13 protein-coding genes, 4 tRNA genes and 1 other annotated feature are annotated in these 14323 nt (G+C 44.7%); of the genes, 11 read left to right on the top strand and 6 right to left on the bottom strand.

Annotated features, from left to right (window positions below; genetic code table 11):
- Nucleotides 1–2 precede the first annotated feature (2 nt).
- Both ATB74_RS10280 and ATB74_RS10275 read right to left on the bottom strand, forming a co-directional pair.
- Nucleotides 3–1610, bottom strand: a complete 1608-nt coding sequence (locus tag ATB74_RS10280) for an anthranilate synthase component 1 (protein ID WP_061018375.1) — start codon at nucleotides 1608–1610, stop codon at nucleotides 3–5.
- 125 nt (nucleotides 1611–1735) lie between these two features.
- Nucleotides 1736–1850: a sequence feature (Trp leader region), on the bottom strand.
- Nucleotides 1797–1922, bottom strand: coding sequence for a trp operon leader peptide (locus ATB74_RS10275; protein WP_009848753.1), 126 nt, complete (start codon nucleotides 1920–1922; stop codon nucleotides 1797–1799). It overlaps the preceding feature by 54 nt.
- Nucleotides 1923–2042: 120 nt before the next feature.
- On the opposite strand from ATB74_RS10275, the gene rnm reads away from it, so the two are divergent.
- The 3 genes from rnm (at nucleotide 2043) to rluB (ending at nucleotide 4774) form a co-directional block, all read left to right on the top strand.
- The gene (gene rnm / locus ATB74_RS10270) at nucleotides 2043–2897 is read left to right on the top strand and encodes an RNase RNM (protein WP_048659601.1); all 855 of its coding nucleotides are present in this window, start codon (nucleotides 2043–2045) and stop codon (nucleotides 2895–2897) included.
- 62 nt (nucleotides 2898–2959) lie between these two features.
- Nucleotides 2960–3580, top strand: a complete 621-nt coding sequence (locus tag ATB74_RS10265) for an L-threonylcarbamoyladenylate synthase (protein ID WP_009848751.1) — start codon at nucleotides 2960–2962, stop codon at nucleotides 3578–3580.
- A gap of 159 nt (nucleotides 3581–3739) precedes the next feature.
- Nucleotides 3740–4774 carry a 23S rRNA pseudouridine(2605) synthase RluB gene (gene rluB / locus ATB74_RS10260; protein ID WP_017055112.1) on the top strand — a complete coding sequence of 345 codons (1035 nt, stop codon included), beginning with the start codon at nucleotides 3740–3742 and terminating at the stop codon, nucleotides 4772–4774.
- Nucleotides 4775–5014: 240 nt separating this feature from the next.
- Here rluB and ATB74_RS10255 read toward each other — a convergent pair whose 3' ends face one another.
- From ATB74_RS10255 to efpL, 3 genes are all read right to left on the bottom strand, one after another.
- Nucleotides 5015–5497 carry an RNA methyltransferase gene (locus ATB74_RS10255; protein ID WP_017061495.1) on the bottom strand — a complete coding sequence of 161 codons (483 nt, stop codon included), beginning with the start codon at nucleotides 5495–5497 and terminating at the stop codon, nucleotides 5015–5017.
- Between the two features lie 147 nt (nucleotides 5498–5644).
- Nucleotides 5645–5974 carry an HI1450 family dsDNA-mimic protein gene (locus tag ATB74_RS10250; protein ID WP_004741258.1) on the bottom strand — a complete coding sequence of 110 codons (330 nt, stop codon included), beginning with the start codon at nucleotides 5972–5974 and terminating at the stop codon, nucleotides 5645–5647.
- Nucleotides 5975–5984: 10 nt separating this feature from the next.
- Nucleotides 5985–6554, bottom strand: coding sequence for an elongation factor P-like protein EfpL (efpL, locus tag ATB74_RS10245; protein ID WP_017055115.1), 570 nt, complete (start codon nucleotides 6552–6554; stop codon nucleotides 5985–5987).
- Nucleotides 6555–6691: 137 nt separating this feature from the next.
- Between efpL and ATB74_RS10240 the strand changes: the two genes are divergently transcribed.
- Nucleotides 6692–7459 carry a hypothetical protein gene (locus ATB74_RS10240; RefSeq protein ID WP_061018373.1) on the top strand — a complete coding sequence of 256 codons (768 nt, stop codon included), beginning with the start codon at nucleotides 6692–6694 and terminating at the stop codon, nucleotides 7457–7459.
- Between the two features lie 82 nt (nucleotides 7460–7541).
- Here the strand turns inward: ATB74_RS10240 and ATB74_RS10235 are convergent, their stop codons facing one another.
- Nucleotides 7542–9905, bottom strand: coding sequence for a DNA polymerase II (locus ATB74_RS10235; protein WP_061018371.1), 2364 nt, complete (start codon nucleotides 9903–9905; stop codon nucleotides 7542–7544).
- A 426-nt stretch (nucleotides 9906–10331) separates the two neighbouring features.
- Here ATB74_RS10235 and uvrY point away from each other — a divergent pair, with 426 nt between their 5' ends.
- The 7 genes from uvrY (at nucleotide 10332) to ATB74_RS10200 (ending at nucleotide 14155) form a co-directional block, all read left to right on the top strand.
- Nucleotides 10332–10976 (top strand): UvrY/SirA/GacA family response regulator transcription factor, encoded by a 645-nt coding sequence (gene uvrY, locus ATB74_RS10230; RefSeq protein ID WP_004729778.1) that lies wholly within the window; start codon nucleotides 10332–10334, stop codon nucleotides 10974–10976.
- A gap of 15 nt (nucleotides 10977–10991) precedes the next feature.
- Nucleotides 10992–12824 carry an excinuclease ABC subunit UvrC gene (gene uvrC / locus ATB74_RS10225; RefSeq protein WP_155645141.1) on the top strand — a complete coding sequence of 611 codons (1833 nt, stop codon included), beginning with the start codon at nucleotides 10992–10994 and terminating at the stop codon, nucleotides 12822–12824.
- A 46-nt stretch (nucleotides 12825–12870) separates the two neighbouring features.
- The gene (pgsA, locus tag ATB74_RS10220; protein WP_019821134.1) at nucleotides 12871–13428 is read left to right on the top strand and encodes a CDP-diacylglycerol--glycerol-3-phosphate 3-phosphatidyltransferase; all 558 of its coding nucleotides are present in this window, start codon (nucleotides 12871–12873) and stop codon (nucleotides 13426–13428) included.
- A 266-nt stretch (nucleotides 13429–13694) separates the two neighbouring features.
- A tRNA-Cys gene (locus ATB74_RS10215) sits at nucleotides 13695–13768 on the top strand.
- Between the two features lie 36 nt (nucleotides 13769–13804).
- Nucleotides 13805–13880: transfer RNA gene (locus tag ATB74_RS10210), tRNA-Gly, on the top strand.
- Nucleotides 13881–13960: 80 nt separating this feature from the next.
- Nucleotides 13961–14047, top strand: a tRNA-Leu gene (locus ATB74_RS10205).
- 32 nt (nucleotides 14048–14079) lie between these two features.
- Nucleotides 14080–14155 (top strand) — tRNA-Gly (locus tag ATB74_RS10200).
- The last annotated feature ends 168 nt before the right edge of the window (nucleotides 14156–14323 follow it).

The raw sequence follows: 14323 nt of genomic DNA, 5'->3' as shown, positions 1-14323 counted from the left end.
GATTACGACTCCTTCTTATTTGATGAGTGTTGGTTTGTAGTAGAGCTCTTAGTATGCGCTGCTTGAATCGCAGAGATGACCGCTTGAGCTTTGCCGCGAGTTTCATCAGCTTCTGCTTGTGGGTCTGAGTCGAATACCACGCCAGCGCCCGCTTGTACCTGTGCTATGCCATCTTCAACGTAAGCAGAGCGAATCACGATACACGTATCTAACGTGCCTTCACCTGTTAGGTAACCTACCGCACCGCCATAGCTACCACGACGCGTTTTCTCTACATCTCGAATAAGCTGCATTGCGCGGATTTTTGGTGCGCCTGTTAGCGTACCCATGTTCATACAAGCTTGGTAAGCGTGTAGGGCATCTAAGTCTTCACGGAGCTGACCAACAACACGAGAAACCAAGTGCATTACATGGCTGTAGCGGTCTACTTTCAACAAGTCTGCTACGTGGCGAGTGCCAGCTTCCGCAATACGTGCTACATCGTTACGCGCTAGGTCGACTAGCATCATGTGTTCAGCGTTTTCTTTTTTGTCGGTACGCAGTTCAAGCTCGATACGGCTGTCTAGGTCGAAATCGATTTGGCCATTTGGGCGCTTACCACGACGGCGAGTACCAGCAATTGGGTAGATCTCGATTTGGTTGGTTTCGGTCTCGTACTTAAGCGCACTTTCTGGAGAAGCACCGAATAGAGTAAACAGCTCATCTTGCATGTAGAACATGTAAGGGCTTGGGTTACTTTGCTTGAGCTCTTTATAAGCCGCCAGTGGAGCAGGGCAAGGTAGAGTAAAGCGGCGTGAAGGCACCACTTGGAATACGTCGCCTTTAACTACGTACTCTTTTAAATCACGAACCGTTTGGCAGAAGTCTTCATCTGAAACGCTCGGTACTGCTTCAACGTTGTCGAGCGGCGTTACTTCAGTGATTGCTTTCAGTGACTGGCACTGAGTTTGAATGTCGGCTAAACGGTCAGTTAATTGCGCTTTGATACTGTCATCTTGAGCGAACAAGCTCGCATGAAGTAGGCCTTCGTTCTCTTGGTGGTCGAAACGCAATAGTGTTTCCGCAACGTAGAATACAAAGTCAGGACAATTGTTGGTTGCTTCAGCATCACCTAGCGGTTCAAAGTTAGCCACGATGTCGTAAGCGAATAAGCCCGCCATGAATAGCGCGTGTTTGTTATCTGCGTCTTGCTCAAAGCTGTGCTGAACCAAACGCAGTGCATCGAATGAAGAGGCTTCTCTTAAACGTGAGTCTTCGTCTAATTCGTTGCTTGGCTCGACAAAAGTCAGCGTCAAAACGTTATCAGTAAGGTCAGATTTAATTTCTGCTTTCACGTTTTGAGTGAGATGTTTGATAAGCGCTTGACCGTTTTTAGTCAATGCTTGAAAGGTTACTTCATGTCCGCGACATACGATACGAACAGCAGAGTCGATAAGGAGTAGGCTTGTTAGGTTCTGTTTGGATTCAATCTCAGCCGATTCCAACAGCAAACTGTCTGTTTTGTTTTCACACAGAGTATGAAAAACGCTGGTTGGATCTTGCGAGTAAGGAACTGATGAATTGATGACCTCAATGGTTCCCAGCTTTTTGATTTCAATGGCCTTGTTCACAAGACCTCCTTTATGATTCTTTAAATTTCCTGCCGTACATAGTCGCATAAAGATACCTTTCACCCAATCTAGAATATGGTCAATTCGATGATTTGTTAGTCAGTTGAATGTGAGATGTTCGACAAATTAAAAAGCCCGCTATTAAAGCGGGCTTAGTGATAACTTTTTTATAAACAAACTGTTTAACTAGAAGTACACGTTAGCCCACCAAGAACTTGTCCAAGTGCGCCACCAATTAAGCTCTGAACTTGCTTCTACTGAAGAAAGTTCTAAAACTTTATCTTTATGGTTTTGGTTAAATTCTTGTAACATGGTGAACCTATCAAATGTGATACTTCGTATTTGTGTACTAGTTAACTAGTTTTCTGCTTGCGGGTCAAGTGTGTTGACACAAATATAACGATAAAAATTGAAAACAATGAAAAAGAATATATGAGAATTGATCTACATAGTCATACAACAGCCTCAGATGGCCGACTTACTCCACCTGAGCTAATTGACCGAGCGCTTGGCTTTAATATCGAAGCGCTAGCGATTACAGATCATGACACGACTGATGGGCTTGCTGAAGCACGCAGCTATATTGCTGATAACAACCTTCCTATTCAGCTGATCAACGGCATTGAGATTTCGACCGTTTGGCAAAACAAAGATATCCATATTGTTGGGTTAAACGTTGATCCTGAGTCACCAGAGCTCAAAGCACTCATTGAGCAACAGAAGCAACACCGTATTGGACGCGCAGAGATGATTGCTCAACGTCTTGAGAAAGCGACTCGTGAAGGGGTGCTAGAAGAAGTTAAATTGATTGCGGGTGATGCGCCTATTACTCGCGCTCACTTTGCTAAGTGGTTAGTCGACAACGGCTACGCAAAAACCATGCAGCAGGTGTTTAAAAAGTTTCTTACTCGCAATAACCCAGGTTATGTGCCGCCGACGTGGTGCTCAATGAGTGATGCTGTCACGGCCATTCATGCTGCTGGTGGTCAAGCCGTACTCGCTCACCCTGGGCGATATGGCCTTACAGCCAAGTGGGTTAAGCGCTTGCTAGCTGCATTTGTTGAAGCGAAAGGGGATGCGATGGAAGTCGCTCAACCTCAGCAAGCGCAACAAGAAAGACGCACACTCGCGGATTATGCTATACAATACAAACTATTAGCCTCCCAAGGCAGTGATTTCCATTACCCATCTCCGTGGATGGAACTTGGACGTAATCTCTGGCTACCTTCTGGGGTCGAAGAAGTATGGAAAGATTGGGAGTTTCAAACGGTTTCACCATCTGAATAGTCTTTAGGTGAACCAGCTCCTTCTGATGATAGAGTCGAGAGATTCGATAACGAGGATCAACAATGAGCCAGTTTTTTTATGTACACCCAGATAACCCACAAGCACGCTTAATTACTCAAGCGGTTGCGATTATTCGCAATGGCGGCGTAGTGGTTTATCCAACAGATTCCGGTTATGCGCTGGGCTGTCAGCTTGAAAACAAACAAGCACTTGAACGTATCTGTAAAATTCGTCGCATCGATGACAAGCATAACTTCACGTTGTTATGCCGTGATCTTTCTGAATTATCACTGTATGCACGCGTCGATAACGTGGCTTTCCGTCTACTGAAAGCACACACGCCAGGTGCTTACACGTTTATCTTTAAAGCAACCAAAGAAGTGCCAAAGCGTTTGATGAACGCCAAGCGTAAAACGATTGGTATTCGTGTCCCAGACAACAAGATTGCACTCGACTTGTTGGAAGCGATGGGCGAACCATTGATGTCGACGTCATTGATTCTTCCGGGTAACGAGACGACTGAGTCGGATCCAGAAGAAATTCGTGACAGCCTAGAGCATGCGGTTGATGTCATTTTGAATGGTGGTTACTTAGGTGAGCAACCGACGACGGTTATTGACTTTAGTGACGACGATGCCGTGGTTCTACGTCGTGGTGCTGGCGATCCTGCGCCGTTTGAATAATCGCTTTACTGATTAACAGTCTGTAACGATACAGCAAACCTGCCAGAGTAAATAACAAGTGCTTTTTGGCAGGTTATTTGCGATAATACGCGACCGCGATTTGGTCGCGAAAAATTCATTCGACGTCTGTGAAGACGACAATTAGGTAGAAAAGAGTAAATGAGCGAAAAATTACAGAAGGTTTTAGCGCGAGCTGGTCACGGTTCTCGTCGTGAACTAGAAGGTTTAATCAAATCTGGTCGTGTAAGTGTTAACGGTCAAGTTGCGAAACTGGGCGAGCGTCTTGAAGACGAGAACTCAGTGATCCGTATCGATGGCCATACTGTTTCAGGCAAGGCTTCTGAAGAAGTGGTTTGTCGTGTACTTGCTTACTACAAACCTGAAGGTGAGCTTTGTACTCGTCACGATCCTGAAGGCCGCCGTACTGTTTTCGATCGTCTACCTAAGATCCGTGGTTCTCGTTGGATTTCAGTTGGTCGTCTTGATGCAAACACATCGGGTCTTTTGCTTTTCACTACTGATGGTGAACTTGCAAACCGCCTAATGCACCCAAGCCGTCAGGTTGAACGTGAGTACTTAGTACGTGTGTTTGGTGAAGTGACTGAGCAGAAAGTTAAAAATGTTACTCGTGGCGTACAACTAGAAGACGGTATGGCTCGTTTTGAAGATGTGGTTTACGCTGGCGGTGAAGGTATGAACCATACTTTTTACGTAGCGATTAACGAAGGTCGTAACCGTGAGGTTCGTCGTCTTTGGGAATCTCAAGAAACAACAGTAAGCCGCCTAAAACGTGTACGTTACGGTGATATCTACCTTGATAAGAAACTGCCTCGTGGCGGTTGGAAAGAGCTAGATCTTCAAGAAGTTAACTACCTGCGTGAGCTTGTTGAGCTTAAGCCAGAGAAAGAGACACTGTTGGATCTTGATCCTTCAAACACTTCTCGTAAGCGTGAGCGTTCTCGTAGCCAAAAAATTCGTCGTGCTGTTAAGCGTCACGAAGAGCGTGCAAACGCACCAAAAGGCCGTAGCAACCAAACTAAACGCAAGAAGCCTGCAACTCGCGGTACTACAACACCTGATTCAGGTCGTAGCGCTCCAGCTGCAAACAAAGGCAAACCTCAGGCTAACAAAAGTAAGCCTAAACTGAACAACGGTCGTCCGGCTAAACCAGCTAAGCCAAGAACACGTCAGTAATTACGTAAGTTCTTACGCGTAAGCTTCATTAGCTGAAAGCACTGAATACTAAAAAACCTGCTAACTTAGCAGGTTTTTTTACGTCTGAAGAAATAGAAGATGCGTGATGCGAGTAACCGAGTATAGAAAACATGCTGTTATAAACGACAGCAAGCGTGCCTTTCGTGTACGCGCGCATCTATAATCTGTTCGTATCTCGTATCTCGTATCTCGTATCTCGTATCTCGTATCTCGTATCTTCTACTTATGATTCGAAAAGTTATCACCCTTCGCCAGTCGGTCGTAAAGCACAACGTTCACTGATGCCGCTAGATTCATGCAGCCGTTGGTCGGAACGTAAATCGTCTCACGACAGAAATCTGTGATCTCTTTCTTTAGCGTGCCATCTTCTGGGCCAAAAATGTAAAACGCACGTGGTGGGTGCTTGTAATCAGGTAGCGGTTTAGCACCTTCAATCAGATCAACAGCAACCGGTACGCAGCCTACTGGAATAATATCTTTCAGCTCTTCAACACCAATTAAAGGCAGGGCTAAGTGCTTTTCTTTGGTGTCGGTATGGAATTTTCGCGCATGGTCGTAGCGTGTGCCAGTGTAAAACACGGAGTTGGCGCCGTAGCAGCCAGCTGCTCGCATTACAGAGCCTACGTTTTCAGGCGTCTTTGGGTTAACTAGGCCAATGCAGGCATAGCCTTTTGATTGTGTGTCTGTTTTTGCTTTGGTCATAATCAGTGAATCTAAAGTTGATGATGAAAGTGAGTAATCACGATGAGAAATGGCGTGATAAAAATAGCCGAGCAATCGGCTCGGCTAACTTTTAACTCGCTTACATGAATACTTGTTTACTCATGCTGATGAGCGTCAACAGCGGTATTAGTCGCGTTTCCACAGCATGTGACAGAACTTATGTTCTGGGTCACGGCTGATCAGCATGCGAGCAAATACATCGTCTAGAACGTCATCAGCTTCATTCACAAGACCAATGCGCACTTCAGCGTAGATTTCTTTGTCGACTTCAAAGCCAACATGTTCAACCCAATCATCGCCAGTTTCAACAAGTTCTGCAGCGCCACGATCTTCAAACTGAGCCGTGAATAAGATCACGTCTGCAGGTTCAAGGTTATCGGGAGCCATCTCTAGAAAGATGTCGTATGCAGTATCAATTGCGTCGTCATAAGACATTAGGTCGTTAGCTTCGGTCATAATAAGTATCTTAGCTTGCGCGGTTCATGTATTTACGTTCAGCAGTGTTTACTACTACTTTGTCGCCAGTCGCGATGTATTCAGGTACTTGAATAGTAAGACCTGTAGAAAGACGAGCAGGCTTAGTACGAGCAGACGCTGATGCACCTTTGATTGAAGGATCAGTCTCTTCGATAACTAGCTCAACAGACGTTGGAAGCTCAAGCGTTGCAGCGTTGCCATCGATAAGAATCGCGTACATGCCTTGAGTTTCTTCGTTGATGAACAGTAGTTCGTCTTCGATTGTTTCACCGTTGAAGATGAATTGTGTGTAATCTTCGTTGTCCATGAAGATGTACTCGTTGCCATCAACGTAAGAGAACATTACTGCACGCTTAGTTACGTCGATAGTTTCAACGATTTCGTCAGCCTTGTGGCGAACTTCAGTTTTAACGCCAGTTGCTACATCGTTACCACGGAAGCGATAAATTTTTTGGCCGCCGCGGCCGCCTGGTGTTGTTACTTCGATATCTTTAACGATCACTGTTTTGCTTTCTACTGTGATAGCAAAACCTTTTTTAATTTCACTTGCTCTAGGCATTTTGTGTTTGTCCTTAGTGGGTCTATCCGCTGATTATATCTCGGAGATGCTATAAATAGGAATAGCTTGAATCATAAAGTCACCTAGGCGATCATAGAGTTACTGTTAAATCATGATTTTATTTACCGAAACGACCTATGCCGCTACCCGTTATTGACCCAACACAGCCATTTCAACCTGAATTTCAACCTGTGGTTAACGATCTGATTACCTTTCTAAAAGGTGGGTTAGGATCTAATCTACACAGTGTCTATATTTATGGCAGTGTCGCACGCAAGCAAGCCGTCGTCGGTCGCTCAAATCTTGATGTGGTTGTGGTGACACACCGCCCGTTTCCTGATCAGCGAACCACGCTGCTAAATACCATTAAATGGCGCTTCCAAAAAAGCTTCCCACAGGTTACTCAAGTGGCGATTAAAACCACCTTGGTGAGCGAAATAGTCGATTTCGACAACATCTTCACCTGGGGCTTTATGCTTAAGCATTTGGCTGTATGTGTGCACGGTGAAGACTTATCGGATTGCTATGGCGATTTCGAGACGAGCTGGGAAATTGCTAAGCACTGGAATATGGATGCTGAAAACTGGTTAGCGGTGTATCGCAACAAGATTGCCCGAGCAACAACGCCAGAACAGCAAGTCGTCGCGCAGGTGATTATCGCCAAGAAGTTGCTACGAGCGAGTTACTCTTTGGTGATGTATCGCGATAAATATTGGTTCGATGATCCAGTAGAGTGTGGCCAACAGTTCTTGAAGTATCACCCAGATAGAGAAGTCGAAATTCAAAGGTTGGGTATTTTACTATCAGGTAGACCGATCCCTAAACGTTCGGTGATCGGTATTCTAGATGGCTTTGGTGAGTGGTTAGTTAAGCAATATCAGAAAACCGAGTTTCGAATCGGATAGAGCTTCGTAATCTATCGATATAAAAAAGCAGAGCGAATTGAACATTCCTCTGCTTTTTTTTGATTAAACCTCAATAAGAATCTTAGAATAGACCTAATTGCTGCCCGCTGACTCGTTCAAAATCCAAACCGATGAAGGGCAAGATAGCTTCAGCGACTGGTTTAATTTGTTTGTCGATGTAATGCTGATAATCAATGCCACTCTTTAAATATTCTTTAGGCTCAGGGCCACTAAGTGTAATCAAATACTCAATACGTCCTTTGTTTTGATATTGAAGAGGGCGTCCTAACTGAGCATTTATTTCATCGGCCATTCTTGCAGCCCTGACTTGTGGCGGAATGTTCTTTTGGTATTCATGTAGCTTACGACGCAGACGCTTCTGGTAAACCAATAAATCGTCATGTTTACCCGCTGAAGTCTCATTAACAAATTGTCTGACATAGTCGGTTGGGTCTTGATCGTGAAACACCATCTCATACAGGGTCTGTTGGAACTGTTGTGCGAGAGGTGTCCAATCGGTACGAGCACTCTCCAGTCCTTTAAAGATGATCTTCTCTTGGTCCCCGTGATTGATTAAACCGGCGTAGCGCTTCTTAGAGCCTGTTTCAGAGCCTCGAATGGTTGGCATCAGGAATTTGCGATAGTGAGTCTCATATTCCAGTTCGAGTATTGAGGTTAGGTTGTGGGTCTCTTTTAAGTGATTCGTCCACCAATCGTTGATGTAAGCGACCAGTGTGTTCCCGATCTCATCGGCTTTTTGCTGATCATAACTGCCGTTCAGAGAAACGAAGGTTGAATCGGTGTCCCCATAAATTACTTGATAGCCTTTGTCTTCGATCAGAACCTTGGTTTGCTTCATGATCTCATGTCCACGCATGGTAATCGAAGACGCTAAGCGGGTGTCGAAGAAACGACAACCAGACGAACCTAACACACCATAGAATGAGTTCATGATGATTTTGATCGCCTGAGAGAACGCCTTCTCGTTGTTCTTTTTAGCCACATCACGTGCTGCCCAAAGGTTTTCAATCATCTCTGGCAAGAAGTGTTTAGAGCGGTGGAATTGTCCACCGCGAAAGCCATCAACGGCTTGGTCTTCTGCTGGGCCTAGTTCAAGCTTCAACCCTTCAATAAGCCCCATTGGGTCAATCAGAAACGAGCGAATGATCGATGGATACAAGCTCTTAAAGTCGAGGACTAACACCGAGTCGTACAGGTTGGGAATCGAATCCATCACATAACCGCCGGGGCTCGCAATCCAATTCTCCGGCTCTAAGTTTGGTGCGACATAGCCCGCTCTGTGGATTTGAGGCAGGTATAAGTTTGTAAAGGCAGCAACAGAGCCACCAACGCGATCCAGTTCTACACCGGTTAATCGAGAACGCTCAATGGCGAAGTCGAGTAGGTGAGTGTGTTCGAAGATGCGGTTTACTAGCACGCAGTCTTGAAGGTTGTACTTAGCGAGTGAAGGTTTATCGAACTTAAACATTCGGTTTATCTCATCCATACGGTCATGAACGTTATGGATGTCTTTGCCTTCCCCAAGCAGTTCTTGCGATACCGATTCAAGAGACCAAGAGCGAAAGTGGTAGGTCGCCGTTTTGAGCATATCGATGCCATCCAAGACAACGCGCCCAGGAATGGTGATAAAGCCTTGCTGGTTTTGTGCCGAGCTACGAAAGAAGCTAGGTTGATTGTCTCGACCAATGCTGAGTTTCACTTCGTTCCATTCTGAACGTTTGTGCAGCAGCCTAAAATCGAAGTCAATAACGTTCCAACCAATGATGATGTCAGGATCAAATTCAGAGAACCAAGCTATCATTGCTTCGAGTAGCGCTTTCTCGTTGGCTACCCATTGGATATTGGTTTCAGCTCGTTGTGGCTCGCCGACCATGATCACTCGACTGTCCATCGGGCTGTCTAGGCCAATTGAATAAAGCACGCCTTTTTCTGAACACTCAATATCAAGCGAGACCACTGATAGGTTGGGTAAGTAATCACCTGCTCGGCATTTTGCGTTTGAGACTCGACGATACTGATTTTTTTGCGTAGCAGATCCGGTGAACTCAATACTTCCCTTGATAAATCGTTCCATCAGATATCGGTCGGCGAGTCGAATATCGCTTTCAAAGGTTTGGATTTCTTCGTTGTGAAAGGCTTGCGCTAAACCAAAACTACTTCTCGACAGAGATGTATAACACGCGGCTAGAGGTGTTTGCTCAAATGTGGCTAGCTCTAGAGGCTTGAATTGGCAATTGATTGACTCTTTCGCTACGATAGCCTGACATGCTTCTACATCAGCTTGCGCGACGAAAAATACAGGCTTTTCATTTTGAATTGTCAGTAGAGTAGGGCCTTGAGGGGTGCTTAACCACAAGTCGATTTGCGTGCGCCCTGAAAAGTCTCTTGCTTGTCTTGTGAGCACAAAGCCTTGCTGAATATCCAATGTAGTAACCTATTGAAATTGGGAATCGAATATTACCACCTAGCGAGCCTTAGCGCACAACAGGCAGCAAAAATACTAACTAAATTCTAGTTAACAGAGGCAAATAACGGGACTCTATAAGCAAATAAGTGAAATTGTCGCGAATGGTTATTCAATGGTATTGAAAATATCTTTATCTTGTGTAATTTTATTGGGTGTTGTTTTAACTGATTGATTTTTAGAAAAAGCTTGTTGTTTTAGTTGGCTTATTTGTTAATAAGTACTTGCTAAAGTTCGTGTTTCAGCACATATTCAACAGAGCTTTTTTTTAGTAATTAAGTTAAGATGTACTCAATGCTGCGATCCACTGTTTCTTTGTTTAATTGTTTCAAACAGATGAAACGACACAGTGGTTGCAGAGCCAATTAATAGTGTGGAGATACAAGTTTGATAAATGTTTTCCTTGTAGATGATCACGAGCTGGTTCGCACAGGGATACGACGTATTATTGAAGACGTCCGTGGAATGAACGTAGCAGGGGAAGCTGAAAGCGGTGAAGATGCTGCAAAATGGTGTCGTACTAACAATACTGACGTTATTTTGATGGATATGAATATGCCTGGTATTGGTGGCTTAGAAGCAACCAAGAAAATCTTGCGTTTCAACCCTGATGTTAAAATCATCGTTTTAACTGTTCATACGGAAAATCCGTTTCCAACTAAAGTGATGCAAGCTGGGGCTGCTGGTTACCTTACGAAAGGAGCAGGTCCGGATGAAATGGTAAATGCAATTCGAGTGGTTAACAGTGGCCAACGATACATTTCACCAGAAATTGCGCAGCAGATGGCTTTGAGCCAATTCTCTCCTGCGTCTGAAAATCCATTCGCAGACTTATCTGAACGTGAACTTCAAATCATGATGATGATTACCAAAGGTCAGAAAGTGACGGATATTTCAGAACAACTCAATCTAAGTCCTAAAACAGTCAACAGTTACCGCTACCGTTTGTTCAGCAAGCTGGATATTAGTGGCGATGTAGAGCTGACGCATTTAGCGATTAGACACGGAATGTTAGACACTGAGACCCTTTAACACTGAGATCGTATAGTGACCAACTTGTTTGACTCAGTCTCATTCCTCAAGACAGTAACAGAGCAGCCCGGCGTTTATCGAATGTATAACGCCGAGGCTGTCGTTATTTACGTCGGTAAAGCTAAGAACCTCAAAAAACGCCTTTCCAGTTATTTCCGTAAAAAAGTCGACAGTGAAAAAACACGCGCTCTAGTCAGTAATATTGACAAGATCGATGTCACTGTAACGCACACGGAAACAGAAGCGCTCATTCTTGAGCATAACTACATCAAGCAGTACTTACCTAAATACAACGTACTTTTGCGTGATGATAAGTCGTACCCTTATATTTTTATTAGCGGTCACAAGCATCCTCGTTTGTCGATGCACCGTGGTGCTAAGAAGAAAAAGGGCGAATACTTTGGTCCTTACCCTGATTCCGGCGCTGTGCGTGAGACGCTACACCTAATCCAAAAGATTTTCCCTGCACGCCAGTGTGAAGATACGGTTTATGCCAACAGAACGCGCCCGTGTTTGATGTATCAGATTGGCCGTTGTGCTGCGCCATGTGTCAGCTCTATTATCTCAGATGAAGAGTACAGTGAGCTTATCGACTACGTTCGTCTATTCCTACAGGGGAAAGACAAGCTCGTCCTTGAAACGCTTATCGACAAAATGGACAAGGCTAGCCGAGAGCTTCGCTTTGAACAAGCTGCCGCTTTCCGTGACCAAATCCAAGCGATTCGACGCGTGCAAGAACAACAATACGTATCTGACGATTCAATGGAAGATATGGACGTGTTGGGCTTTGCTCAAGAGAATGGCGTAGCGTGTATTCATATCTTGATGATTCGCCAAGGCAAGGTTTTAGGAAGTAGAAGTCATTTTCCTAAAATTCCAAACAATACGGTGCGAGAAGAGGTCTTTTCGAGCTTTTTAAGCCAATACTATCTTGCGCATAATGAAGCAAGAACCATCCCAACTCGTTTGATTCTCAATGCCGATTTGATGGAAGATGTCACACCGATTCAAGAAGCCTTGTGTGAAGTGGCAGGTCGTAAGATTCACTTCAACACCAACCCTTCAGGTACTCGAGGTCGTTACCTTAAATTGTCGAATACCAATGCATTGACGGCTATTACCACCAAGATTAATCACAAGATGACGATTAATCAGCGCTTCAAAGAGCTTCAAGAAGTGCTGTCGATGGATGCTATCAAACGTATGGAATGTTTCGATATCAGTCATACCATGGGTGAAAGCACGATTGCGTCGTGTGTGGTATTCAATCAAGAAGGCCCGGTTAAACCGGAGTACCGTCGTTACAACATCACCGGCATTACCGGTGGCGATGATTACGCAGCGATGGCTCAGGCGCTTGAGAGACGTTATTCGAAGCAACTCGATGTCGACAAGATCCCAGACATCATCGTTATCGATGGTGGTAAAGGTCAGCTAAACCGCGCTCATGAGATCATTTCTCAATACTGGGGTGATTGGCCGTTTAGACCAAGAATGATGGGTATTGCGAAAGGCGTGACTCGTAAACCGGGTTTAGAAACCTTGGTAACCCTTGAAGGTGAAGAATTTAACTTACCAAGTGATGCACCAGCGCTGCACCTTATCCAACACATTCGTGATGAGAGTCATAATCATGCGATTGCAGGGCACAGGGCGAAACGTGGTAAAACGCGCAGAACCAGTGCTTTGGAAGGAATTGAAGGGGTAGGGCCTAAACGTCGTCAAGCTTTGCTGAAATATATGGGTGGCTTACAAGAACTTAAGCGTGCAACTGTCGAAGAAATAGCCAAAGTGCCGGGCATTAGTCATTCTTTGGCAGAAAACATTTATCAAGCATTGAAACAATAGTAAAAATCCCGCACCATTAAAGCGCAATTAATAAGAGCCCAATAATATGCGTTTGAATATACCTAACATTTTGTCCTTACTGAGACTATTTTTGATCCCAGTATTCGTTGTCGTTTTCTATCTACCTTATCAATGGGCTCCTTTCGCTGCTGCAATGGTGTTTTGGGTAGCCGGTTTCACTGATTGGCTTGATGGCATGCTAGCTCGTAAGTTAGGGCAAACGTCTCGCTTCGGTGCCTTCATTGACCCTGTGGCTGACAAAGTGCTGGTCGCTACGGCTCTTATCCTGATTACAGAGCATTACCACTCGATTTGGGTGACTATCCCAGCCGTGACCATGATTGCTCGTGAGATCATCATTTCGGCGCTTCGTGAATGGATGGCTGAAATCGGTAAACGCGCAAGTGTTGCAGTGTCTTGGGTCGGCAAGGTTAAAACGGTTTCTCAGATGTTCGCGTTGTGGGTGCTTATCTGGCGCTATGACGATTGGATGGTTTGGGTTGGTTACATCGCGCTCTACGTTGCAACGATTCTAACCTACTGGTCGATGGCGCAATACTTGATGGCTGCCAAAGACGATTTGTTAGACGAAAAACATCATTGATGAAGAAGCGAGCTGAGGCTCGCTTTTTTGATCTTTAATCTAAGGTTAAGTTATCAATACTGGATATCTAATGTGATATAGATCTCCTTTGAATAACCCGCTCACAGTGTGTTTTGAACATAAAGTCAGCTATTTGGCCTGTTTCGTATGAAATCTATTCAAACGAATTAAAAATACAAAAATATTATTGACTCAATCGTCTGAATCCGTAGAATGCATCCCGTACCCAAGAGGATGGCAATGAGCGATTCGATTGGAGTTACTAAGGCGCCTTGGCAGAGTGGCTATGCAGCGGATTGCAAATCCGTGGACCTCGGTTCGACTCCGGGAGGCGCCTCCATTCTCTCTTTCTTCTAGAAAGAATTTGAATGAAAATGCGATACTAGCTCAGTTGGTAGAGCGCAACCTTGCCAAGGTTGAGGTCATCGGTTCGAACCCGATGTATCGCTCCAAATTTTGTAATGTTGATTGGCGTCAGCATTAAGATGGTGTTTTACTTTTCAGTAATCGGCATCGCAATAAAGAATTGCGTGCCCTGGTGGTGGAATTGGTAGACACAAGGGATTTAAAATCCCTCGGCGTTCGCGCTGTGCCGGTTCAAGTCCGGCCCGGGGCACCATCTATTAAAGTCTTTATCTCGATAAAGCAAATGCGATACTAGCTCAGTTGGTAGAGCGCAACCTTGCCAAGGTTGAGGTCATCGGTTCGAACCCGATGTATCGCTCCAAATTAAAAAGCCCGAACAGAAATGTTCGGGCTTTTTGGTTTCTGACGTTTAGCTTTTACGTGTAAGTACTTTGCTTGCTCGAGCCCTCACTTAGAATTCATCTCTATCTCAAAATTTCGCAATCAAGTTCGTTTAGATAAGTTAGTTTTTAAAAGCGAGATTCCCTAT

This window comes from Vibrio splendidus (assembly GCF_001557875.1).
GTDB classification, from domain to species: domain Bacteria; phylum Pseudomonadota; class Gammaproteobacteria; order Enterobacterales; family Vibrionaceae; genus Vibrio; species Vibrio splendidus_F.
The sequence above is the reverse complement of the archived record's forward strand: the minus strand, read 5'-3'. Positions and strand labels throughout refer to the sequence as shown.

Bases quoted from the DNA above. Each gene is read 5' to 3' on its own strand.
- ATB74_RS10275 (WP_009848753.1), bottom strand. From the start codon at position 1,922: ATGTTACAAGAATTTAACCAAAACCATAAAGATAAAGTTTTAGAACTT.
- rnm (WP_048659601.1), top strand. From the start codon at position 2,043: ATGAGAATTGATCTACATAGTCATACAACAGCCTCAGATGGCCGACTT.
- ATB74_RS10265 (WP_009848751.1), top strand. From the start codon at position 2,960: ATGAGCCAGTTTTTTTATGTACACCCAGATAACCCACAAGCACGCTTA.
- rluB (WP_017055112.1), top strand. From the start codon at position 3,740: ATGAGCGAAAAATTACAGAAGGTTTTAGCGCGAGCTGGTCACGGTTCT.
- ATB74_RS10255 (WP_017061495.1), bottom strand. From the start codon at position 5,497: ATGACCAAAGCAAAAACAGACACACAATCAAAAGGCTATGCCTGCATT.
- ATB74_RS10250 (WP_004741258.1), bottom strand. From the start codon at position 5,974: ATGACCGAAGCTAACGACCTAATGTCTTATGACGACGCAATTGATACT.
- efpL (WP_017055115.1), bottom strand. From the start codon at position 6,554: ATGCCTAGAGCAAGTGAAATTAAAAAAGGTTTTGCTATCACAGTAGAA.
- ATB74_RS10240 (WP_061018373.1), top strand. From the start codon at position 6,692: ATGCCGCTACCCGTTATTGACCCAACACAGCCATTTCAACCTGAATTT.
- pgsA (WP_019821134.1), top strand. From the start codon at position 12,871: ATGCGTTTGAATATACCTAACATTTTGTCCTTACTGAGACTATTTTTG.